This is a genomic window from Amycolatopsis sp. NPDC051371 (genome assembly GCF_040682155.1).
Lineage (GTDB): Bacteria > Actinomycetota > Actinomycetes > Mycobacteriales > Pseudonocardiaceae > Amycolatopsis.
This window is the reverse complement of record NZ_JBFBAG010000051.1, coordinates 38,177-59,451: the sequence shown is the minus strand read 5'-3', so window position 1 is coordinate 59,451 and position 21,275 is coordinate 38,177. Positions and strand designations below refer to the sequence as shown.

At 73.3% G+C, this 21,275-nt stretch carries 25 protein-coding genes; 16 read left to right on the top strand and 9 right to left on the bottom strand.

Features of this window, described 5'->3' with window-relative positions:
* Positions 1–6 precede the first annotated feature (6 nt).
* Positions 7–939 (top strand): AraC family transcriptional regulator, encoded by a 933-nt coding sequence (locus tag AB0M59_RS43215; RefSeq protein ID WP_364627417.1) that lies wholly within the window; start codon positions 7–9, stop codon positions 937–939.
* On the opposite strand, the gene AB0M59_RS43210 is transcribed toward AB0M59_RS43215, so the two are convergent.
* Positions 929–2,941, bottom strand: a complete 2,013-nt coding sequence (locus tag AB0M59_RS43210; protein WP_364627415.1) for a phosphocholine-specific phospholipase C — start codon at positions 2,939–2,941, stop codon at positions 929–931. The two genes, AB0M59_RS43215 and AB0M59_RS43210, sit on opposite strands and share 11 nt — an antisense overlap.
* A gap of 165 nt (positions 2,942–3,106) precedes the next feature.
* Here AB0M59_RS43210 and AB0M59_RS43205 point away from each other — a divergent pair, with 165 nt between their 5' ends.
* Together AB0M59_RS43205 and AB0M59_RS43200 are read left to right on the top strand one after the other, a co-directional pair.
* Positions 3,107–3,634, top strand: a complete 528-nt coding sequence (locus AB0M59_RS43205) for a MarR family transcriptional regulator (protein ID WP_364627413.1) — start codon at positions 3,107–3,109, stop codon at positions 3,632–3,634.
* Positions 3,631–3,993 (top strand): hypothetical protein, encoded by a 363-nt coding sequence (locus AB0M59_RS43200; protein ID WP_364627411.1) that lies wholly within the window; start codon positions 3,631–3,633, stop codon positions 3,991–3,993. Before AB0M59_RS43205 ends, AB0M59_RS43200 begins: the two co-directional genes overlap by 4 nt.
* Before the next feature lie 166 nt (positions 3,994–4,159).
* Here AB0M59_RS43200 and AB0M59_RS43195 read toward each other — a convergent pair whose 3' ends face one another.
* On the bottom strand, positions 4,160–5,170 hold the full coding sequence (locus AB0M59_RS43195; RefSeq protein ID WP_364627409.1) for a DUF5914 domain-containing protein: 1,011 nt from the start codon (positions 5,168–5,170) through the stop codon (positions 4,160–4,162).
* 178 nt (positions 5,171–5,348) lie between these two features.
* On the opposite strand from AB0M59_RS43195, the gene AB0M59_RS43190 reads away from it, so the two are divergent.
* Genes AB0M59_RS43190 through AB0M59_RS43160 form a run of 7 tightly spaced genes read left to right on the top strand, consistent with a single transcriptional unit; the run spans position 5,349 to position 11,758 of the window.
* Entirely contained in the window at positions 5,349–6,467 is a 1,119-nt protein-coding gene (locus AB0M59_RS43190) for a polyprenyl synthetase family protein (RefSeq protein WP_364627407.1), read from the top strand.
* Complete coding sequence (gene crtI, locus AB0M59_RS43185; RefSeq protein ID WP_364627405.1) at positions 6,464–7,936, top strand: phytoene desaturase family protein; 1,473 nt, start codon at positions 6,464–6,466, stop codon at positions 7,934–7,936. The genes AB0M59_RS43190 and crtI overlap by 4 nt, the downstream gene beginning before the upstream one ends.
* On the top strand, positions 7,933–8,877 hold the full coding sequence (locus AB0M59_RS43180) for a phytoene/squalene synthase family protein (protein ID WP_364627403.1): 945 nt from the start codon (positions 7,933–7,935) through the stop codon (positions 8,875–8,877). Before crtI ends, AB0M59_RS43180 begins: the two co-directional genes overlap by 4 nt.
* 1 nt (position 8,878) lies before the next feature.
* Positions 8,879–9,235 carry a lycopene cyclase domain-containing protein gene (locus AB0M59_RS43175; RefSeq protein WP_364627402.1) on the top strand — a complete coding sequence of 119 codons (357 nt, stop codon included), beginning with the start codon at positions 8,879–8,881 and terminating at the stop codon, positions 9,233–9,235.
* Positions 9,232–9,552: a lycopene cyclase domain-containing protein gene (locus AB0M59_RS43170; protein ID WP_364627456.1), complete on the top strand. Its 321-nt coding sequence runs from the start codon at positions 9,232–9,234 to the stop codon at positions 9,550–9,552. The genes AB0M59_RS43175 and AB0M59_RS43170 overlap by 4 nt, the downstream gene beginning before the upstream one ends.
* A complete protein-coding gene (locus AB0M59_RS43165; protein WP_364627400.1) occupies positions 9,549–10,256 on the top strand; it encodes a class I SAM-dependent methyltransferase in 708 nt (235 codons plus the stop codon). Before AB0M59_RS43170 ends, AB0M59_RS43165 begins: the two co-directional genes overlap by 4 nt.
* Positions 10,253–11,758, top strand: coding sequence for an FAD-dependent oxidoreductase (locus AB0M59_RS43160; protein WP_364627398.1), 1,506 nt, complete (start codon positions 10,253–10,255; stop codon positions 11,756–11,758). Before AB0M59_RS43165 ends, AB0M59_RS43160 begins: the two co-directional genes overlap by 4 nt.
* Before the next feature lie 155 nt (positions 11,759–11,913).
* Here AB0M59_RS43160 and AB0M59_RS43155 read toward each other — a convergent pair whose 3' ends face one another.
* The 3 genes from AB0M59_RS43155 to AB0M59_RS43145 are packed head-to-tail and all read right to left on the bottom strand — an operon-like array spanning position 11,914 to position 13,287.
* Positions 11,914–12,213, bottom strand: a complete 300-nt coding sequence (locus AB0M59_RS43155; RefSeq protein ID WP_364627396.1) for a muconolactone Delta-isomerase family protein — start codon at positions 12,211–12,213, stop codon at positions 11,914–11,916.
* A gap of 13 nt (positions 12,214–12,226) precedes the next feature.
* Positions 12,227–12,574, bottom strand: a complete 348-nt coding sequence (locus AB0M59_RS43150) for an SgcJ/EcaC family oxidoreductase (protein WP_364627394.1) — start codon at positions 12,572–12,574, stop codon at positions 12,227–12,229.
* A gap of 5 nt (positions 12,575–12,579) precedes the next feature.
* Positions 12,580–13,287: an SDR family oxidoreductase gene (locus AB0M59_RS43145; protein ID WP_364627392.1), complete on the bottom strand. Its 708-nt coding sequence runs from the start codon at positions 13,285–13,287 to the stop codon at positions 12,580–12,582.
* 117 nt (positions 13,288–13,404) lie between these two features.
* Between AB0M59_RS43145 and AB0M59_RS43140 the strand changes: the two genes are divergently transcribed.
* A complete protein-coding gene (locus tag AB0M59_RS43140; protein ID WP_364627391.1) occupies positions 13,405–14,379 on the top strand; it encodes a LysR family transcriptional regulator in 975 nt (324 codons plus the stop codon).
* Here the strand turns inward: AB0M59_RS43140 and AB0M59_RS43135 are convergent.
* Positions 14,306–15,094, bottom strand: a complete 789-nt coding sequence (locus AB0M59_RS43135; RefSeq protein ID WP_364627389.1) for an SDR family NAD(P)-dependent oxidoreductase — start codon at positions 15,092–15,094, stop codon at positions 14,306–14,308. The genes AB0M59_RS43140 and AB0M59_RS43135 overlap by 74 nt on opposite strands.
* A gap of 87 nt (positions 15,095–15,181) precedes the next feature.
* Here AB0M59_RS43135 and AB0M59_RS43130 point away from each other — a divergent pair, with 87 nt between their 5' ends.
* From AB0M59_RS43130 to AB0M59_RS43120, 3 genes are read left to right on the top strand one after another with little or no spacing between them, the layout of a single operon-like run.
* A complete protein-coding gene (locus AB0M59_RS43130; RefSeq protein WP_364627387.1) occupies positions 15,182–16,084 on the top strand; it encodes a LysR family transcriptional regulator in 903 nt (300 codons plus the stop codon).
* A 56-nt stretch (positions 16,085–16,140) separates the two neighbouring features.
* Positions 16,141–16,992: a helix-turn-helix domain-containing protein gene (locus AB0M59_RS43125; RefSeq protein WP_364627386.1), complete on the top strand. Its 852-nt coding sequence runs from the start codon at positions 16,141–16,143 to the stop codon at positions 16,990–16,992.
* Entirely contained in the window at positions 16,965–17,141 is a 177-nt protein-coding gene (locus tag AB0M59_RS43120; protein WP_364627384.1) for a hypothetical protein, read from the top strand. The genes AB0M59_RS43125 and AB0M59_RS43120 overlap by 28 nt, the downstream gene beginning before the upstream one ends.
* Positions 17,142–17,186: 45 nt before the next feature.
* On the opposite strand, the gene AB0M59_RS43115 is transcribed toward AB0M59_RS43120, so the two are convergent.
* Positions 17,187–17,510, bottom strand: coding sequence for a hypothetical protein (locus AB0M59_RS43115; RefSeq protein ID WP_364627383.1), 324 nt, complete (start codon positions 17,508–17,510; stop codon positions 17,187–17,189).
* A gap of 67 nt (positions 17,511–17,577) precedes the next feature.
* A complete protein-coding gene (locus AB0M59_RS43110; RefSeq protein WP_364627381.1) occupies positions 17,578–19,086 on the bottom strand; it encodes an MFS transporter in 1,509 nt (502 codons plus the stop codon).
* Between the two features lie 113 nt (positions 19,087–19,199).
* On the opposite strand from AB0M59_RS43110, the gene AB0M59_RS43105 reads away from it, so the two are divergent.
* Positions 19,200–19,529 (top strand): hypothetical protein, encoded by a 330-nt coding sequence (locus AB0M59_RS43105; protein WP_364627380.1) that lies wholly within the window; start codon positions 19,200–19,202, stop codon positions 19,527–19,529.
* A gap of 107 nt (positions 19,530–19,636) precedes the next feature.
* Here the strand turns inward: AB0M59_RS43105 and AB0M59_RS43100 are convergent, their stop codons facing one another.
* Positions 19,637–20,194, bottom strand: a complete 558-nt coding sequence (locus AB0M59_RS43100; protein ID WP_364627378.1) for a helix-turn-helix domain-containing protein — start codon at positions 20,192–20,194, stop codon at positions 19,637–19,639.
* A gap of 64 nt (positions 20,195–20,258) precedes the next feature.
* On the opposite strand from AB0M59_RS43100, the gene AB0M59_RS43095 reads away from it, so the two are divergent.
* On the top strand, positions 20,259–21,260 hold the full coding sequence (locus AB0M59_RS43095; protein WP_364627376.1) for an NAD-dependent epimerase/dehydratase family protein: 1,002 nt from the start codon (positions 20,259–20,261) through the stop codon (positions 21,258–21,260).
* Positions 21,261–21,275: the final 15 nt, after the last annotated feature.

Genomic DNA, 21,275 nt, shown 5'->3' with positions numbered 1-21,275 from the left:
GGGTCCATGGACGTCCTGAGCGACCTGCTGCACCGGGCCCACGCCTCGGACGCGCTGGTCCGGCAGCTGATCCAGCGGCCGCCGTGGTCGCTGACCTTCGCGGACGCCCCGCCGCTGACCATGGTCGCCACGCTCGGCGGGCACGCGTTCCTCGGTCTCGGCGCCGGGCCGCCGGTTCGCCTCGCCGCCGGGGACATCGCGCTGATCAAGGTGCCCGGCTACACGATCGCCGACGACCCGGCCACCGCGCCCCAGGTCGTCATCCGGGGCGGGCGGAAGTACCCGATCACCGGCACGGGAGACGTGAGCCCCCGGGCGCCACGCACCTACGGCGACGGCACGCCGGGCGCCACGAGCATGTTGCGGGGCGCGTTCGAACTCCACGGCGTCGTCGCCGGCCGCCTCCTGGACATGCTCCCGCCGCTGGCCGTCGTGGCCGCCGGACCGCGGACGGGAGCGGCTCTCGACCTGCTCGCCGCCGAGGTCGCCCGCGACGAACCGGGCCAGGACGCCGTGTTGCGCCGCCTGCTGGACCTCGTGCTCGTCCTGGCTCTGCGGGCCTGGTGCGCTTCGACGGAGACGCCGCCGGCCTGGTACCGGGCGCTGGGCGACGCCGGTGTCGGGGAAGCCCTGCGCCTGCTGCACGCCGAGCCCGCCCACCGGTGGACGGTCGCCTCGCTCGCCGCCCGGGTGGGGTTGTCGCGGGCCGCGTTCGCCGCCCGCTTCGCGCACCTCGTCGGCGAGCCGCCGCTGACGTACCTCACCGGCTGGCGGATGACGCTGGCCGCGGATCTGTTGCGGGACACCGAAGACACCGTCGCCGCGGTGGCCAAGGCCGTGGGCTACGAAGACCCGTTCGCCTTCAGCGTGGCCTTCAAACGCAACCGCGGCGCCAGCCCGTCGGACTGGCGCCGCGGCCGGGAGTACGTCAGCTCGTGAGCGTCGCCGGGTCGCTCGTGCTCGGCCGGCCGGTCTCGACGTGCCCCGCCAAGCGGCGCAGGAACTTCGGATCGCGGTCCGACGAAACCGACACGTCGTACCAGTTGTTGCTGCGCCGGGTGTCCACGTGCTCGACGACCCGCGTGCCCGGACGCAGGCGGTGCGTCGACGAGCACCGGCCGTACGCGTCCGACACCTTCAGCTGCACCGTCGTGGTGCCGCTGTTGGTCAGGACGAGCGCGAGCTCCCCGCCTTCCTGACGGAAACCCACCTCGGGCCCGGCGCCGCCACCGCGGAACTGCCGCACGAAGCCGTTGGGTCCGTAGGCGGTGTAGTCGTAAGCCCCGGAAGCGGGCAAAGCGGCCGCCAGCGACTGGCCGGCGCCGGCCGTGTACGTCCGCGGCTCACCCGAGGGCGTCACGACGGAGAACGTCGCGCCCGCGCGGCCGTGGTTGGCGAACGTGACCGTCAACGTGCCGGAGGCGAGCCGGGCGTCGGCCGACAGGTCGTACGGCAGCGCCCGCGCCGGCCGCAGCCCGCGCTCCTGCTTCGGCAGCACGTTGTGCGCCGGGACCGCGGGCACGTAGTCCGGGTGCCGCACGCGGTCCGGCGGCTCGTAGCCCGCCGTGTCCGGCAGCGCCGGCACGCGCACGTCGGTGCGCGCGAAGTCGAACGCCGACGTCAGGTCGCCGCACACCGAGCGCCGCCACGCCGTGATGTTCGGCTCCTGCACGCCGAAGCGCCGTTCGATGAACCGGATGATCGACGTGTGGTCGAACGTCTCCGAGCACACGTAGCCGCCCTTGCTCCACGGCGACACCACCAGCATCGGGACGCGCTGGCCGAGCCCGTACGGGCCGGCCGGGTTCGACGCCGAGCCGGCGAAGATCTCCCCCGTCGTGTCCACAGTGGATTGACCGGCCGAGGCGTACGGCGGGAGCACGTGGTCGAAGAAGCCGTCGTTCTCGTCGTAGGTGATCAGCAGCGCGGTCTTGCTCCAGACCTCCGGGTTCGACGTCAGCGCGTCGAGCACCTGCGCGATGTACCAGGCACCGTAGTTCGTCGGCCAGTTCGGGTGCTCGCAGAACGCCTCCGGCGCCGTGATCCACGAGACCTCCGGCAGCTTCCCGGCCTTGACGTCGGCACGCAGCCGGTCGAAGTAGCCGTCGCCCGCCTTCGCGTTCGTGCCGGTGCGCGCCTTGTCGTACAGCGGGTCGCCGGACTTCGCGTTGCGGTAGGAGTCGAAGTACAGCAACGAGTTGTCGCCGTAGTTGCCGCGGTAGGCGTCCTCGATCCAGCCCCAGCCGCCGGCGGCGTCGAGGCCGTCACCGACGTCCTGGTAGATCTTCCACGACACCCCGGCCTGCTCCAGCCGCTCCGGGTAGGTCGTCCAGGAGTAGCCCTTCTCGTCGTTGCCGAGGACCGGGCCGCCGCCCTTGCCGTCGTTGCCCGTCCACCCCGTCCACATGTAGTAGCGGTTCGGGTCGGTCGAGCCCATGAACGAGCAGTGGTAGGCGTCGCAGATCGTGAACGCGTCGGCCAGCGCGTAGTGGAACGGGATGTCCTCGCGCGTCAGGTACGCCATCGTGGTCGAGCCCTTCGCGGGCACCCACTTGTCGTACTTGCCGCCGTTCCACGCCGCGTGCGTGTCGTTCCAGCCGTGCGGCAGGTCCTGGATGAACTGCAGGCCCAGGTTGTCCGCTTCGGGGCGGAAGGGCAGGATGTCGCGCTTGCCGTCGGACTGCGCCCAGACGGACTTGCCGGAGGCCAGCGTCGCCGGGCGCGGGTCGCCGAAGCCGCGGACGCCGCGCAGGGTGCCGAAGTAGTGGTCGAACGACCGGTTCTCCTGCATGAGGACCACGATGTGCTCGATGTCCTTCAAGGACCCGGTGCGCCGGTGAGCGGGGATTTCGGCGGCGCGGGCGATGCTGGTGGAGAGTGCGGAAAGGGCGGCGGTGCCGCCGGCCAGCTGCAGGAAACGCCGTCGGTTGACGTCCGTCATGGGGACTCCGGGGGTGTCGTGGTGGAGAGCCGGGTCAGTATGTGCGGGACTTCGAGAACCTGTGCCGGGCCCGAGGCTAACGCCGGGCGAAACCCTGGTAAACGACTGCGGTCGGACATGATCTTGACACGTTTACGGAAGTACGTACTAATGTAGTACTTCACTATGAACGACTTCGCCAAAGATCCCGACGACCGCCTCTACTCCCCCGACGTCCGCGGCGCGCTGGCCGAGTTCACCCGGGGCGAGGACACCGGCGTGCTCGAAGCCGCCGCGGCCGTCCGCACCGCCGCGCGGAGCCTCGACCAGCTGCGCTCACGCGGCACCGACAGCCGCGGCCTCAGCCCCGGCGCCCTCGACATCCTCATCCGGCTCAGCACGGCGGAAGCGAACATCAAGGACCTCGCCGCGTCCGCCGGGGTCAGCTCGCGCAACGTCACCGGGCTGGTCGACACCCTGGAGCGCGCCGGGCACGCGGTGCGGGTCCCCGACCCGCGCGACCGGCGTTCCGTGCTGGTCCGGATCACCGACGACGGCCGGACGTGGCTCGAAGAGTTCCGCCGTCCGTCCCAGCTGGCCATGGCGGCGCTCTTCCGCGGCTTCACCGCCGCCGAGACGACCCAGCTGCGGCACCTCTGCCTGCGCCTCGCCGAGAACCAGCAGCACCTCGCCCGTCACCTGGAGGACCGATGACCACCCGTGAGACCGTCCTGGCCTACTCCCGCGCCCGCTTCGCCGGCGACGTGACCGCCGCGGCCGAGCAGCTCGCCGGCACGTTCACCTTCCGCAGCCCGCTGATCAGCTCCGATGACGCCCGCGGCCACCTCGCCGGGCTCGGCGGGTTCGTCAGTGTGGTCACCGGAGTGGACATGCTCAGCGAGCTGTACGGCGAATCGGAGGCGACGCTCGTGTACGACGTCCACACCGCGACCCCGGTCGGCACCCAGCGCACGGCCGAGCACTTCCGGTTGCGGGACGGCAAGATCACGGCCATCACGCTGATCTTCGACGCCACCCCGTGGCACCCGATCATGGCGGCGGCCGGCCTTTGACGGCGGCGCCCGCCCGCCTTCCGCCGCGTCTTCGGCCGCCGGGGCGCGGCGCCACGGGAAAGGAACAGCGGTACCCGCCCGACTGCCCGGATCAGGGTCGCGGGCTGAGCTCGAACACGGGCGGGGCACCGCCGCGACCGGAATACCGGTTCGCCAGGCCACAAACTCAGCCGGCGCGCAGGGCGTAGCGGCGTTCGGCGTAGGCCAGGTCGTCGCGCCACAGCCGGGTCGCGGTGTGGCGCACGAGCGGGCGGATCGCCGGGGCCAGCTTCGCGGCGACGGCGAACCCGTGCCGCTCGGACGCGGCGATCGTCGCCTCGATGACGGCCGTGCGCGGGCGGCCGTCCGGTCCCGGGCCCAGCGGGGTCGCGTGCGTCTCGACGACACTGCCGACGCCTTCGCCTTCGACGATGCGCATCACCACCGTGCGCGGCTCGGGGCAGGTGAACTCCGCGAGCACCGGTACGCCCCAGCGGCCGGCGAGCCGGAAGGTGACCTCGACGAGGAAGCGGTCGTCGGCGTCGGGCACGTCGATCCCCTGCGGCGCTTCGAGCACCCGCAGGCGGCTGAACGAGTACGGGTGGAACCACGCGCCGTGCCACGGGTCGAGCCGGTTCGCGACGACGTCCTCGGGTTCGCACGTCCCGGTCACCGTGGCGACGGCGTCGAGGACGGCCGCGCCGCCGGGGCGCGCCGGCACCACGGGCGCCTCGGTCGGCGGCTCCCCGCCGAGGTTGTCGAGGCGCGCCCAGACGAGCACGCCGTCGTCGTGCGCCGGCACCGGTGACCACGTCCCGCGCTTCGAGCCGTCGATGCGCAGGCCGTGCCACCGGCAAAGGAGATCACCGCCGTCGACCCGCGCGTCGGCGAGCGGCGCGCCCAGGTGCGGGCAGGCGCCCGGGCCGATCCGGACCGCGCCGTCGCGATCGCGCCACGCGACGAGCTCGCGACCGCCGACCGTGACACCGAACGGCCGGTCGGCGCGCACCTCCCGGCTCGACGCGACGACGTACCAGTTGCCGGACGGCCGGGCCGAGGCGCGCTTGCCCGCCGCTTCGATCAGTGCGGGCGAGCAGTCGCGGTAGGTCGGTTCCTGCTTCGCCCACCGGGGTTCGGCGAACGGCTGGACGGGCCAGCGCCGCGGCCACCGCGCGGCGATCCGGCGGGTGACGTTCATCGGTCCATCGTGGCCGATCCGCATCGCACCCGCAACGCAGCGGGCTTTCTTCTCCACCGAGCGCCTCGACGTTTACCTCAGTACAGTCCGGGTAACAGCCGAGGAGTTCCGGCGTGGTCGTCGACACTCGCCGAGTTCGTGCATCGATTGTGCATCGCGACACGGCGAGAGGAGTCCGATGACGGCGCTTCCCACCGCCGATCCCACCACCGCCGATCCCACCACTGCCGGTGCCGCCGGAACGGTGGCGTGGCTCGACGCCGTGCGCCGGCGGTGCGCGACCGACGTCCACGCCTTCGTCACCGAGCGGGTGCGGGAGCACTTCACCGGCCGCGCGGCGGACACCCCGGCCCCCACCGCCTTGCCGGAGTTCGTCACCGGGGGCAAGTTCCTGCGCCCGATGTTCGCCTACACCGGCTGGCGCTGCGGCGGCCCCGAAAGCGCGGCCGCGCTGAGAGCCGCGGCCGGCCTTGAACTGCTGCACTGCTTCGCGCTCGCGCAGGACGACGTCATGGACGGTTCGGCACGGCGGCGCGGCCGGCCGTCGATGCACGTCCGCTTCGCCCGGTGGCACGAAGAGCAGGGGCTGAGCGGATCGGCGGCCCGGTTCGGCGAGTCCGCCGCGGTGCTGATGGGCGACCTGTTCCTCGTCTGGTCCGAGCAGCTGCTGCACGAAAGCGGGCTCGACGCCGACGCGCTCGCCCGCGGCCGGCCGGGTTACGACCTGCTGCGGTCCGAACTGGCCGTGGGCCAGCTGGGCGACCTGGTCAACGACGCCCGCGCCCTGCCGTCCTGGGACGACGTCCTCGACGTGATCCGCCGCAAGTCCGGCAACTACACCGTCCGCCGTCCGCTGGAGTTCGGCGCCGCCCTGGCCGGCTGCCCCGAGGACGTCATCACCGCGCTCGGCACGTACGGCGGCCTGCTCGGCGAAGCGTTCCAGTTCCGCGACGACCTGCTGGGCGTGTTCGGCGACCCGGCGGTCACCGGGAAGCCCGCGGGCGACGACCTGCGCGAGCGCAAGGCGTCCAGCGTGGTCGTGCTCGCCCGCGACCTCGCCGACCGCCGGCAGCGCACCGAGTTCGCCGGCCTGCTCGCCCTGCCCGATGTCGACGACGCGGCCGTGGCCGGCTGGCGGGACCTGATCACCGCGACCGGCGCGCGCGACCAGCTGGAGAAGTTCATCGACGACCGCGTCCGGCGGGCGCTCGAAGCGATCGACCTGGTTTCCCTGCCGCGGCAAGCGGCTTCCGCGCTCACGGTCCTCGCGAACCGCTGCACCGAGCGCGTCCGATGAGGACGGTCACCGGGCGCACCGGCCACGTCGTGGTCGTCGGCGCCGGGCTGGCCGGGTTGTCCGCCGCGCTGCACCTGGCGGGCCGGGGCCGTCAGGTCACCGTTGTGGAACGCGATCCCGAGCCGGGCGGCCGGACCGGGCGGGTCGAGACCGGCGGCTACCACCTCGACACCGGGCCGACCGTGCTGACGATGCCCTCGATCCTCGCCGAGACGTTCGCCGCCGCGGGCGCGGAAATGACCGACCACCTCCGGCTGACGCGGCTCGATCCGGCCTACACCGCGCGTTTCGCCGACGGGTCGGTGCTGCCGGTGCACTCCGACGCGGACCGCATGACCGACGCCGTCCGCGAGTTCGCCGGCCCGGACGAGGCGGCCGGGTACCGGCGGCTGCGCGCGTGGCTGACCCGGCTGTACGCGGCGGAGTTCGACCGGTTCGTCGCCGGCAACATCGACTCGCCGCTCGGCCTGCTCTCGGGCGACCTCGCCCGGCTCGTCGCGCTCGGCGGGTTCCGGCGCCTGGACGCCCGGATCGGCGCGTTCCTGCGCGACGAGCGCCTCAAGCGGGTCTTCACCTTCCAGGCGCTGTACGCCGGCGAGTCGCCGATGCGGGCGCTCGCGCTCTACGCGGTCATCTCCTACATGGACACCGTCGGCGGCGTGTACTTCCCCGACGGCGGCATGGCCGCGGTGCCCCGGGCCATGGCCCGCGTCGCGGCGGAGACCGGGGTGGAGTTCCGGTACGGCGAAGCGGTGACGGCGCTCGAACGCCGGGGCGCGCGGATCACCGCCGTCCTGTGCGGTGACCAACGCATCCCCTGTGACGCCGTCGTGCTGACCGCGGAGCCGCACGAGAGCTACCGGCTGCTGGGCCGGACTCCGCGCCGCCCGATCCCGTTGCGCCCGGCGCCCTCGGCCGTGGTGCTGCACGCGGGTGGTCCCGGGGACTGGCCGGTGGGGCACCACACGATCTCGTTCGGCGACGGCTGGGCGTCGACCTTCCGCGAGCTCATCACCGAGGGCAGCCTGATGAGCGACCCCTCCCTGCTGATCACCCGTCCGACGGCGACCGACCCCGGGCTGGCCCCGGCCGGGCGGCAGCTGTTCTCGATCCTGGCGCCGGTCCCGAACCTCCAGCGGGGACCGCGGGACTGGGACAGCGAGGCGGACCCGTACGCCAAGGAGATCCTCGACCGGGTCCGCGCCGATCTGCTGCCCGGCTTCGAACCGGAGGCGTGGCACGTCCTCGGCCCGGCCGACTGGGCGCGCCGCGGGATGGTCGCGGGGACGCCGTTCAGCTACGCGCACTCGTTCGTCCAAACCGGACCGTTCCGGCCGCGGAACCTGCCGCCGGGCACGGAGAACGTCGTGCTCGCGGGCGGCGGGACCGTGCCGGGTGTCGGCGTGCCCACCGTGCTGCTCTCCGGCCGGCTCGCCGCCGACCGGATCACCGGGGAAGGAGCCCGATGACCCGCCGCGAACTCGACGCCGCCGGGATCACCCGCCCCGAGCTGCGCGATGCGTACGGGCAGTGCCGCGAGCTCAACGCCCGGCACGGCCGCACGTACTTCCTCGCCACCCGCATGCTCACGCCCGCGCAGCGCCCCGCCGTCCACGCCCTCTACGGGTTCGCCCGCCGCCTCGACGACCTCGTCGACGAGCCGGAACCCGGCGCCACCCCCGACTCGATCGCCGCGGCGCTGCTGGACGTCGAAGAAGGGTTCCTGAAGGAGCTCGCCGCCGGGCACAGCGACGACCCGCTGCGCACCGCCGTCATCGACACCGCGACCCGGTACGCCATCCCGGAGCCGTACTTCCGCGCGTTCTTCGCTTCGATGCGGATGGACCTCACCGTGACCGGCTACCCGACCCGCGCCGCGCTCGACGAGTACGTGCACGGCTCGGCCGAGGTCATCGGGCTGCAGGTGCTGCCCATCCTCGGCACCGTCATCCCGCGTGCGGAGGCCGCGCCGCGCGCCGCGGCCCTCGGCAAGGCCTTCCAGCTGACCAACTTCCTGCGCGACGTCGCCGAGGACCTCGAGCGCGGCCGGGTCTACCTGCCGGCCGACGAGCTCGCCGCGGCCGGCGTCGACCGCGACCGGCTCGGCTGGTGCGCCCGCACCCGCCGGATCGACCCGCCGGTGCGGCGCGCGCTCGCCGACCAGGTCGCGGCCACCCGCCGCGTCTACGCGGAGGCCCGGCCCGGCATCGCCATGCTGCACCCGGTGTCGCGGCCGTGCGTCGCGACCGCGTACGTCCTCTACGGCGGGATCCTCGACCGCATCGAAGCCGCGGGCTTCAACGTCTTCGCCGGCCGGGCCCGCGTGCCCCGCCACCGGCGGCTGGTCGCGGCCTGCGACGCGCTCGTGCGGGCGCAGTGGGCCCGGCGCCGGCACCCGGCGGTGACCTGAGGTGGGGCGCGGGGAGTACCTGCTCGTCCTCGGCGCGTGCGTCCTGGTGACGCTGCCGCTCGAGCTGGCCGGCGCCCGGGTGTACCGCCGGCCGGGGCGGCTGGCGCGCGCGGTGCTGCCGGTGGCCCTGGTGTTCCTGGTGTGGGACGCCCTCGCCATCGCCGCCGGCGTCTGGGACTTCGACCCGGCGTTCGTCACCGGGCTGGGCCTGCCGTTCGGGATTCCGCTCGAAGAGGTGCTCTTCTTCGTCGTGGTCCCGGTCTGCGGGGTCCTGACGTACGAGGCGGTCGGCCTGACCGGGCAGCTGCTGCGCCGGCTCGTCCGGCCGCTGCTCGACCGGCGGCGGGTGCGCCGCTGATGCCCTGGGGTTACACGGTTCCCGCGATCGCCGCCGTGGTCGCGGTGGTCGCGGCGGAGGTCTTCCTGCTGCGCACCGGGCTGTTCCGGCGGGCCGGTTACTGGGTCACGATGGTGATCGTGATCGCCTTCCAGATCCCGATGGACGGGTGGCTGACCAAGCTGTCCGCGCCGATCGTCCGCTACTCCCCCGACGGCATCACCGGCTGGCGGTTCCCGTGGGACATCCCGGTGGAGGATTTCCTGTTCGGCTATGCCCTCGTCACCGCGGTCCTGCTCCTGTGGGAACGCGGGAAGCCGCGAAAGGACAGTGCATGAAAGGCAACGGGCTCCCCCGCGCCGAGGTGCCCGCGGCGTTCGACGCCGGGGCCGCGTCGTACGACCGGCTGGTCGGGATGAACCCCGGCTACCACCGCGACCTGCGCCTTTCGGCGCGCCGGCTCGTCCGGCCCGGCCACTCCGGGCTGCGGATCCTCGACGCGGGCTGCGGCACGGGCGCGTCGACAGCGGCGCTGCTGGCGATCGCCCCGGACGCGCGCATCACCGCGATCGACGCGTCGGCCGCGATGCTCGACCGGGCCCGCGCGAAGTCCTGGCCATCCACAGTGGACTTCCGGCACACCCCGGTCGAAGACCTGGCCGGGGTGGCGGGCCCGTTCGACGCGATCCTCGCCGCGTACCTGCTGCGCAACGTCGCCGACCCCGACGCGACCCTGCGGGCCCTGCGCGGGTCGCTGCGCCCCGGCGGGCACCTCGCCCTGCACGAGTACTCCGTGCGCGATTCCCGCCGCGCGCGCTGGGTGTGGAACGCGGTGTGCGGCGCGATCGTCATCCCGCTCGGCCGGGTCACCACCGGCGACGCCACGCTCTACCGGCACCTACGCCGCAGCGTCGTGGCCTTCGACGGCGTCCGCGACCTCTGCGACCGGCTGACCCGCGCCGGGTTCACCGACGTCCGCACCGGCACGATGCCGGGCTGGTCGCGCGGGATCGTCCACACGGTCCTGGGCACGGCGCCGTGATCGCCGGACGCGACCGCCGGGCGGAGACCCACCCGGCACCCGGCGGGCTCCCCGACGCCGGACTGCTCGGCCGCCGTCCGCGCGCGGCCGTCGTCGGAGGTGGCATCGCCGGGCTCAGCGCGGCGACCGGCCTCGCCGAACGCGGCGCCGACGTCACGGTGTTCGAGCGGGAAAGCTTTCTGGGCGGCCGCGCGGGCGGCTGGCCCGAGCGGCTGCCGGACGGCACCGGCGTCACGATGAGCCGCGGCTTCCACGCGTTCTTCCGGCAGTACTACAACCTGCGCGCCCTGCTCTCGCGCACCGACCCTGGCCTGGAGCGGCTCGTCCCGGTGCCCGACTACCCGCTGATCGATCCGCACGGACGCACCGACACGTTCGCCGGGCTGCCGCGGACGCCGCCGGTGAACGCCCTGGCGTTCGCCTTGCGCAGCCCGACGTTCCGCGCCCGCGACCTGCTCCGCCTCGACGGGCGGCAGGCGCTGCCGCTGGCGGCCGTCAGCGTCCCCCGCGTCTACGAGCAGCTCGACCACCTCGACGCGGCGTCGTTCCTCAGCGCGATCAACTTCCCCGCGGCGGCGCGGCACCTGGCGTTCGAAGTGTTCTCCCGCAGCTTCTTCGCCGACCCGGGCGAGCTTTCGGCGGCCGAGCTGGCGACGATGTTCCACCTGTACTTCCTGGGTTCGTCCGAAGGCTTGCTCTTCGACGTGCCCGGCGAGCCGTTCCCGCAGGCGCTGTGGAACCCGTTGGGCGACTACCTTTCCGGGCGGCGCACCGACATCCGCTGCGGAACGGCCGTCTCCCGTGTCTCCCGCGACGCCGAGGGGTTCCAGGTCGACGGTTCGCGGTTCGACGCGGTCGTGCTCGCGTGCGACGTGGCGGGGCTGCGCCGGATCGTCGCGGCCTCACCGGAGCTGGGCACACCGTCGTGGCGGGCGGCGATCGAGGGGCTGCGCACGGCGCCGCCGTTCGTGGTCCGGCGGCTGTGGCTCGACCGGCCGGTCGCCGCGCACCGGCCGGCGTTCCTCGGCACGGGCGGTTTGCCGCCGCTGGACAACATCAGCGTCTTGGACCGGTACGAGGGCGAGGCCCGCCGCTGGGCCGCGCGCACCGGTGGGTCGGTGGTCGAGCTGCACGCGTACGCGTCCGACGGGGTCGGGCTGGACAAGCGCCTGCACGAGCTGTACCCGGAGACCGCCGACGCGCGCGTGCTGGGCGAGGTCACGGTGACGCGGGAGGATTGCCCGCTGTTCCCGGTGGGCGGGTTCGCTTCCCGGCCGGGCGTGGTCACCCCGGAGCCGGGCCTGGTCCTGGCGGGCGACGCGATCCGCATCGACCTCCCGGTGGCCCTGATGGAACGCGCGGCGACAACCGGCTGGGCGGCGGCGAACGAGCTGCTGACGGGCTGGGGCCTGGCCGGGCACCCGCTGCGGTCGGTCCCCAACCGCGGTCGCCTCCGCTGGCTCGACCGGCTCGCCGCGGGTGGGTCACGGCTCCCGCGATGACATGAAAGGGTCGTTCATGTCGTCTGGCGACATGAACGACCCTTTCATGACGGTCGGGGCGCTCTCAGCCGGGCGCCGCGCGTCCTGAATGAGTCATTCAGGACGCCGGAGGTCCTGAATGACTCATTCAAGACCTTTCGGCGAGCCGGCCGGAGTCAGGGGCGCCCCACTCCGGGGTCGCTCGGGTGCGGCTTCAGCGGTGTCACCGTCACCGCCATCCACACGTGCAGCGGCATCGACTCGAGCACCTGCCCCAGCTCCGCCTCGTCCGCCGCGGCGAACAACCCGATCGTGTGCCACTCCCCCGGGCCCTCCGGCGGCTTCCACAGCCGCAGGATGTGCCCCTGCGCCGCCAGTTCCCCGCTCCGCGCGGCCTCGCGCCGTCGCGTGTCTGCCACCGCTTCGTCCGACGTGCCCGGCGGCACGGTCGTCCTCATGTCGACGAGGAACTCCATCGTCGTGCTCCCTTCAGAGGCGCGAGACCTGGTAGTGGGCGATCTGCCACGCGTCCCCGACGCGGCGGACGATCACGCTCAGGTGCACCGAGATCGTCGGCCGGTCGGTGAAGGCGAAGTCCACACTGGAATACCCGAGGAGCACGTCCTCGGCCAGCCGCCGGGTCTCGGCGATCCGGTACTCCGCCGTCATCCCGAGCGGCTGGGAGTCGTAGTACGCGGCCACGCCGTCCCGGCCCACGCTGTACGGGTGCAGGCCCTGGAAGATCGCGTCTTCGGTGAAGATCGCCGCGACGCGCTCGGGATCGTGCGCGTCGACGGCGGACTTCCAGGCGTCCAGCACTCCGGTGAGGATGTCCATGACGGTCAGTGTCCCGCGCTCTGGCCGCCGTCGACGTGCAGGATCTCGCCGGTGACGAACGGCGCGCCCTCCAGGTAGACGACCGCGTCGACGATGTCGCCGGTGTCGCCGATCCGCCCGACCGGGTGCAGGCCGGCGAGCGCGTCGTGCGTCGAAGCCGGGTGCATCGGGGTGCGGATGATGCCGGGCGACACGGCGTTCACGCGCACGCCGCGCGTGGCGTACTCGATCGCCAGGGACTTCGTCACCGAGTTCAGGCCGCCCTTGGTCAACGACGCCAGCGCCGAGGGCACCGCGCTGTTCGCGTGGTCGGTCAGGCTGGTCGTGACGTTGACGACGTGCCCGCCGCCGACCTCCAGCATCGCGGCGATCGCGCGCTGGGTGACCTCGAAGAAGCCGCGCAGGTTGACGCCGGTCACGAGGTCGAAGTCGTCGCCGGTGTAGTCGGTGAACGGCTTCGCGGTGAAGACGCCGGCGTTGTTGACGAGCGTGTCGACGCGGCCGAACGTCGCCAGCGCCTGCTCGATCACGCGGGCGCCGACGGCCGGGTCGGCGATGTCGCCCGCGACGGCCAGGAGCCCGGCGTCGCCCGACTGGGTGATGGAGCGCGAATTCGCGACGACGGCGTAGCCGAGCTTGCGGTACGCCTCGACCACCGCGGCGCCGATGCCCTGCGAGGCGCCGGTGACGACCGCGACCTTCTGGATGCTCATGAGTCCTCCTTGTGGGTGTTCCTCCTGAGCCGAGGATGTGCCGGGTGGACGGGGTTCGCCACGACCGGTTCGCTTCCAGCTGGAAGGCCCGGACTCCCACCGCACTAAGCTCCCGGTATGGAGCTACGCCAGCTTCGGTACTTCGTGGCCGTCGCCACAGAGCTGAACTTCGGCCGGGCCGCGGAGCGGTTGCGCATCGCCGGGCCTTCGCTGTCCCAGCAGATCAAGGCGCTCGAACGCGACCTCGGCGTCCGCCTCTTCGACCGCGACCGCCGCTCGGTGACGCTCACCGAGTGCGGCGAGTCGCTGCTGCCGCGGGTGCTCGCGCTACTGGAGCAGGCGGACGAGCTGCGCCGCTCGGCCGCGGGGATCGCCGCGCGCGAGCCGGTGCGGCTGGGGTACGTCAACTGGCACCCCGCCGACCTGCTCGACCGCGTCGCGGGCGTCGCGCACCTGCACGTCGACACGTGGGTGCTGCCCTCGCACGCCCAGCTGCGCCGGGTCGCCGACCAGAGCATCGACCTGGCGATCTGCTGGGCGCGAGCCGCCGATCTGGCCGAGCACGACCTCGAAGCCCACCTCCTCGGGGCGGACCGGCTCCACGCGATCGGCACCGGCAGCGCCGAGGTGGCGGCGAAGGACGTCGTCGTGCTCGTCGACGACGACACCGCCAGCTGGGCGTCCTGGAACGTCTACGCCGAGGAGTTCGCGCAGGTCACCGGCGCCGATGTCGTGCACACCCACGACGGCGGCGTCACCGGCCCGGCGTTCTTCGACCACGTCCGCCGGCTGCGGCGCCCGGTGCTCAACTCCCCGAAGGGCCAGACGGCGCCCGTCCCGCCGGACCTCGCGCGCCGGCCGGTGACCGGCCCGGCACCGTTGTGGACGTGGTCGCTGGTGTCCCGCCGCGACGAGACCCGCGCCCCGGTCCTGGCGACGATCACGGCACTGACCCGGGACGTCGGCCCGCTGGACCTCGACACCGGGTGGGTGCCCGCCGACGACCCGCACGCGGCACTCAGCCGAACGCCCGCACCGCCACGTCCTGCCAGCCGGTCCACGTCTTCAGCCGCTCCTGGTACTCCTCGGTGACCGCGGCGAGGGACTTGCCGAGGAACAACCGCAACGGCGGGTCGGCGGCGTCGACGAGGTCGAGGATCGCCGCCCGGGTGGCGTACGGGTCGCCGACGGCCCACTGGCCTTCGCCGACTGCCGGGTAGTCCGGATTGACCGTGCTCCGCCGCGAGCCCACGCTCAGCCAGTCCGTCGCGTAAGGACCCGGCTCCAGGTTGGTCACGTGGATGCCGAACTCGGCGACTTCTTGGGCCAGGGATTGGGAAAGGCCTTCCAGCGCCCACTTCGACGCGTGGTAGGCGCCGATGCCCGGGAACGCGAGGACCCCGCCCTCGCTGGTGACCTGGATGATGTGCCCGCGACGCTGCGCCCGCAGGATCGGCAGCGCCGCCTGCGTGACCCAGAGCGCGCCGAAGAAGTTCGTCTCCAGCTGAGCGCGGACGTCGGCTTCGCTCAGTTCCTCGACCCGGCCGAAGTGGCCGTAGCCGGCGTTGTTGACCACCACGTCCAGGCCCCCGAAGTGCTCCGCGGCGCGCCGGACCGCGGCGAACGCGGCGTCGCGGTCGGTGACGTCGAGCTCGAGCGGGAGGACCGCGTCGCCGTAGCGCTCGACGAGGTCGTCCAGCTGGGCGGGAGTACGTGCGGTGGCGGCGACCCGGTCGCCGCGGTCGAGGGCGGCCTCGGCCCAGTGACGGCCGAAGCCCTTCGAGGATCCTGTGATGAACCAAATCATGCTTCCATGCTGTGCCTCTTCAGGCATGAGCACCAGCGATGTCTTCGCACTCCACCTGTGCGCATCGCTCATGGCTAAGCTGGCGGCATGGCAGAAGTGACGCTGACCGGCCTGCGGGTGATCCGCGAAGTGGCGGCCACGGGCTCGTTCACCGCGGCGGCCGCGTTCCTCGGCTACACGCAGTCCGCCATCTCGCGGCAGGTGGCGATGATGGAGGCCGCCGCGGGCACGGCGCTGTTCGAGCGGCACGCCCGCGGGGTGCGGCCGAGCCCGGCCGGAGCGCTCCTGGCCCGGCACGCCACCACCGCGCTGGCCGTCGTCGACACCGCGGAGCAGGAACTGGCGGGCCTGCGCGACCGGCTGGCGGGGCGCCTGTCGATCGGCGTGTTCCCGGCCGCGGCGGCGGTCCTCGTCCCCCGGGCGCTGGCCGTCCTGCGCACCCGCCACCCCGGACTGGCCGTCACGCTCGAGGAGGGGGCGACCCCGGCGCTGCTCGCCCGGCTGCGCGGCGGGCGCACCGAGGTCGTGGTGATCGGCGTCGGCGCCGGGCTGCCCGGCTACGACCTCGCGGGCCTGCACCAGGACGTCCTGACCGAGGACGACCTGCGCGTCGCGGTGCCGGCCGGGCACCGGCTCGCCCACCGGCGGCCGGTGGACGTCGCCGACCTGCGCGACGAGACGTGGATCGTCGGCCACGGCGGACGCGGAGAGCCGCAGTTCGGTGCCTGGCCGACGCTGGACGAGCCCCGCATCGGCCACGCGGTCCGCAGCTGGACGACCCGCCTGGGCCTGGTCGCGGCGGGGCTGGGCGTCGCACTGCTGCCGGGCGTGGCGGCCGCGTCCGTCCCGGCCGGCGTCGCGGTGGTCTCCGTCGAGGACCCGTCGTGGCGCGGCCGGGCCGCGGTGGTCGTCACCCGGCACGGCCGCTCGGCGGGCGCGACCGCGGTGGTCGACGCCCTTCGCGAGCAGGCGGCCGAGCTGCGCGGCTGATCGGGGGAAGAACTCTGCCCTCCCAGTGCCGCCGGGCCCGGGGCACAATCGGTGCCATGGAGCCCACCGGTCAGCCGAAGGAGCTCGGCGACTTCCTCAAGGCGCGCCGCGCGCAGCTGAGCCCGCGCGACGTCGGCCTGCCGGAACCCGCTTCGCCGCGGCGCGTGGCCGGGCTCCGCCGCGAGGAGGTGGCGCAGCTCGCCGCGATCAGCGTCGACTACCTGACGCGGCTCGAACAGGGGCGCGTGCAGGCCTCGTCGTCGGTCCTCGCCACGCTGGCCCGCGCGCTCCGGCTGAGCGACGACCAGCAGTCCTATGTGTACGAACTGGCGGGCAAGCCCTTCCGCCGGCCGCGGCGCCGCGCGGGCGAAAAACTGCGCCCCGCCATGAAAAGGCTGCTCGACCAGCTGGCCGAAACGCCCGCGATGGTGCTGGGCCGCCGGCTGGACGTCGTGGCGTGGAACGAGTCGGCGGCGGCGCTGTTCACCGACTTCGCGCGCTACCCGGCGAACCGCCGCAACTACGTGTACCTGCTCTTCGCCGACCCACAGGTGCGCGCGCTCCACACCGACTGGGAAGAAGCGGCCCGCACGGCGGTGGCGGCCCTGCACCTGGAGGCCGCGCACGACCCGGACGCACCGGAGCTGGCGGACCTCGTCGGCGAGCTCGCGGTGCACCACCCGGAGTTCCGCACGTGGTGGGCGGCTCACCACGTGACGAGCGCGGGCTACGGCGTGAAGCGGTACCACCACCCGGTGGTCGGCGACCTGACGCTGGACTGCGACATGTGGGAAAGCCCGGACGGCAGCGGGCAGCGGCTGATGGTCCTGACGGCGGAGCCGGGCTCACCGGCGCACGAGCGGCTGCGGATCCTGGCGTCGTGGACGGCCGAGCCCGCCGGCCGGTGAGCGCGAGGCCGACGAACCGGGCGAACCCTGCCGGCGTCGAAGACCGTGAACGGGCTTGGGCGCTCGACCCGGTGGCCGCCGCGCTGGTCCTCGCCGTCCTCTGGTTGCTCGGCAGACTGGCGGTGCACCGGTGGAAGCGCTGCTCGTGAAGGTGCGCCGGTCCGGAGCCGGACCGGCGCACCGCGTGGCCCAGCTCAGCTGCCGTGCACGTGGTACGTCATGTGGTAGTCCGCGCCCGGCAGGGCGTTGAAGAACGCCTGCAGGTCGCCGAGACCGGCCTGCGTCTCGGTGATCGTCACCGAGCCGAGGGTGTCGTCCTTGCCCCCGTCCTCGTCGACGAGCGTGACCTTGATCGAGTTCGTGAACGAGGGCTTGGCGTTGAGCGCGACGGAGTCGCCCTTGCCCAGCTTGTGCGGGCCCGAGATCGTGACGCCGTTGACCCGCAGGCTGGCTTCGTCCTTCCCGATCACGTCGTCCTTCTTGACACACTTCAAGGTCTTGATGTGCAGCTCCGGCATGGTCCCTCCAGGACAATCGTGGTTGTACTGAAGACAAAGGGACCGGCGGCCGCCCCCAGATACACGCCTACCGGCGCACCAGCACCGCCGCCGCGGCGATGCCCGCCACCACGACGGCCGCCAGCGCCAGCATGCTGATCCCCATGCCGTGCGCGAAAGCGGCACGCGCGGCCGTCGCCAGCTGCTCCCCCGCCGGGCTGCCTCCGGCCACCGCGAGCGCGCCCGCCAGCGAGCCTTCCGCCGCCTCGCGCGCGGGCGGCGCGAGCACCGCCGTCGCCGAGCGGACCGAGTCCGTGTAGCCGGCGGAAAGCACGCTGCCGACGAGCGCGATCCCCAGTGCCGCACCGACTTCGCGCGTCGCGTCGTTGACCGCCGAGGCCACGCCGTACTGCGACGGCGGCACGTTGTCGAGGATCGCGCTCGTCGCCGCCGGGGCCGTCACCCCGATCCCCGCGCCCAGCACGCACACCGCGATCGCCAAGGCGGCATAACCGCTTCCGGCGTCCAGCTGTCCGATGAGGACCATCCCGATGACGACGACGGCGAGCCCGGCGCACGTCACCGCCCGCAGCCCGAACCGGCGGACCAGCGGCGCCGAGGCCAGCGACAGCGGGAACAGCGACACCGCGACGGGCCACAGCGCCAGCCCCGAGTCCAGCGCCGAATACCCCCGCACCAGCTGCAGGTACTGCGCCAGCGCGTAGAACATCCCGAACGCCGCGGTGAACTGCACGGTCACCGAAACCGACCCGGCCGCGAAGGCCGCGTCGCCGAACAGCCGGACGTCCAGCAGCGGGAACGCGCGCCGCAGCTCGTACGCGACGAACAGCGCGCCCAGCACGAGCCCGCCCGCGATCGACCCGAGCACGAGTCCGTTGCCCCAGCCGAGATCGGCGACGCGCAGGATGCCGAACACCACCGCGCCGATCGCCAGGGCGCTGAGCACCGCGCCGGGGACGTCGAACGCGTGCGGACGGCGGTCGCGCGACGTCGGCACGGTCAGGCTCGCGGCCACCAGGAGCACGGACAGCACCGCCGGCCCGAGGAAGACCGAGTGCCACGAGAAGTGCTGCAGCAGCACCCCGGCGAGCACCAGCCCGCCGAGCCCGCCGACGCCGGCCACCGCGGCCCAGGTCCCGATGGCCCGGCCGCGGCGCTCCGGCGGGAAGCTCGCGGTGATGATCGACAGCGTGGCGGGCATGATCATCGCCGCGCCGAGGCCGGTGACGGCCCGGGCCGCGATGATCCACGCCGACGTGTCGAGGAAGACCGGCGCGGCGCACCCGGCGGCGAACACGAGCAGGCCCGCGACGAGCACCCCGCGGCGCCCGTGCCGGTCCCCCAGCGCACCGGCCGGCAACACGAGCGCGGCCAGCACCAGCGTGTAGACGTCGACGATCCAGGTCTGTTCGGCCTGGCTCGCCCCGGTGTCGGCGGCCAGCGCGGGCAGCGCGGCGTTCACGATCGTCACCATGGCGATCACGAGGCCGACCGCCGTGCACATCACACCGACCGTCCACGCGCGGCGGCCGGTCGACAGCGTCACTTCCTCGACGGCTTCGGACTGCGCCCGCATGCACCTAGCCCCTCGTCCGCGGCACCGGTCTCCCCCGACGCTACGTGCGGGTACCGAGACTCGCGGCCGGGTCCTGTCTCGGTTCCCGGAGACGATGATGGTGACTGTCCGGCATGTCGCAGCCGGAAAGCCCCGCACCGCAGCCGTCCCCGCCCCAGCCGCAGGCGACGACCACGAAGCCCCGGGCCGGCACCGGTCTCCTGTCCACCGCGATCCTGCTCGCCGGGATCGGGGGCGGCCTGCCGGCGTGGCACCCGTGGGACAAGCCGGCGCCGGAGCCGGCCAAGGACCCGCAGCACATCACCGTCCAGCAGATCGGCGACCAGGACGACCCGACCGACTCCGCATCGTCCCGGCCGGTCTACTGCATGACGAACGAGACCGGCGGGCTGTACTCCATGGTGATGCCCGGCCGCTACACCGGTATCCGGGAACGGCAGTGAGCTCCGGCCCGGGCGCCGTCAGTTCGAACGAGGCTTGAGCACGTCCTCGACGAGAGGAACCGCGCGAACGCCCGCAGGTAGCCGCGGAGGCCGTCCGCCGCGGGCGCTCAGCCGGCTTCGCGGACCACACCCCGGCACAGCCGCAGCAGGGTTTCGCGCAGCTCGTCGTCACTCAGGTGGTCCAGCCGGCGGTTCACCACGCCGAGATCGCTGATCAGCCAGTACGCGGCCTGCTGGTCGACGGTCGGCGCCGGGCCGAACATCAGGCGCAGCCCGCGTTCGGCCAGCGCGTCCAGCTCGCGGGCGATCCTTTCGTGGCGGCGCACGATCGGGTCGTGCCGGCTCATCGGCGCGATCGTGCGGTAGGCCACCACCACCTGCTCGACCCACGTGGTGATGAGGTGCTCGACGCGCTCGTCGCGGCCGGCGATGCGCTCGGCGTCGTCGAGGCGGGCGGTGAGCGCCGCGACCGTGGGCGCCAGGAGCTCCTCGAGGATCGCGATCTTGGTGCGGAAGTAGTAGTAGACGTTCGCCTTGGTGACCCCCATCGCGTCGGCGATCTGCTGCAGCGAAGTCGCGTCGAACCCGTGGTCCACGAACAGCTTCCGCGCGGTGTCGAGGACCGCCTGCCTCGTCTTCTCGGCCTGGGCCGCCCGGGTCGACATGGCGTCATGCTACCTGTTACGTTGGTTTCGTTAGCCGTACGGCTAACGAAATGGAGGCAAGGTCATGGCCGAGACGGTCCTGGTCACCGGGGGTACGGGCTACGTCGCGGGCTGGTGCGTAGCGCGACTGCTGGACGACGGCTACGACGTGCGCACCACGGTCCGCGACGCGAGCCGGGGCGAGCGGGTCCGGCGGGCCGTGGCGTCGGTGTCGCCGAGGGCGGACCGGCTGGAGTTCGCGGTCGCGGACCTGCTGTCCGACGACGGCTGGAAGGAAGCCGCCGACGGCTGCGCGTACGTGCTGCACGTGGCGTCGCCGCTGGCCGGCGCGGACATGCTCGGCCCGGCCCGCGACGGGACGTTGCGTGTCCTGCGCGCCGCCGCGGCGGCGCGGGTGCGGCGGGTGGTGATGACGTCGGCGGCCAACGCGGCGAGCCCGTCGTCGTACGCGACCGACGGCGTCACCGACGAGACACTGTGGACGGATCTCGACACCCCGGGCTTGCCCGCGTACCGCCGCTCGAAGACCGCGGCCGAGCGCGCGGCGTGGGAGTTCATCGCTTCCGAATCCTCCATGACCCTCGCCACGATCTTGCCGGGCGCGGTGTTCGGCCCGATCCAGTCCGCGGACACGCTGGGCTCGACGCAGGTCGTCGCCCGGCTGCTCGCGGGGGCGATGCCCGGCACGCCGCGCATCGGCCTGGAGGTGGTGGACGTCCGCGACTTGGCCGACGTCCACGTGCGCGCGATGACCGCACCCGAGGCGGCCGGCGAGCGGTTCCTGGCGACGGGCGAGTTCCTGTGGATGCGCGAGGTCGCTGTCGCGTTGCGCGAGGGTTTGGGCGCTTCGGCCCGCAAGGTTCCGACGCGGCAGCTGCCGGACCTCGCGGTGCGGGCGGCGGCGCTGTTCGACCGTTCGCTGCGCGACATCATGCCGGGCCTCGGGCGGCGCAACCGGCACAGCATCGAGAAGGCGCGTTCGGTGCTCGGGTGGTCGCCGCGGCCGGCGCGGACGAGCGTCGTGGACTGCGGGCGGAGTCTCCTCGACCACGACGCCGTGGGGTAGCACTGGGTAGGCTTC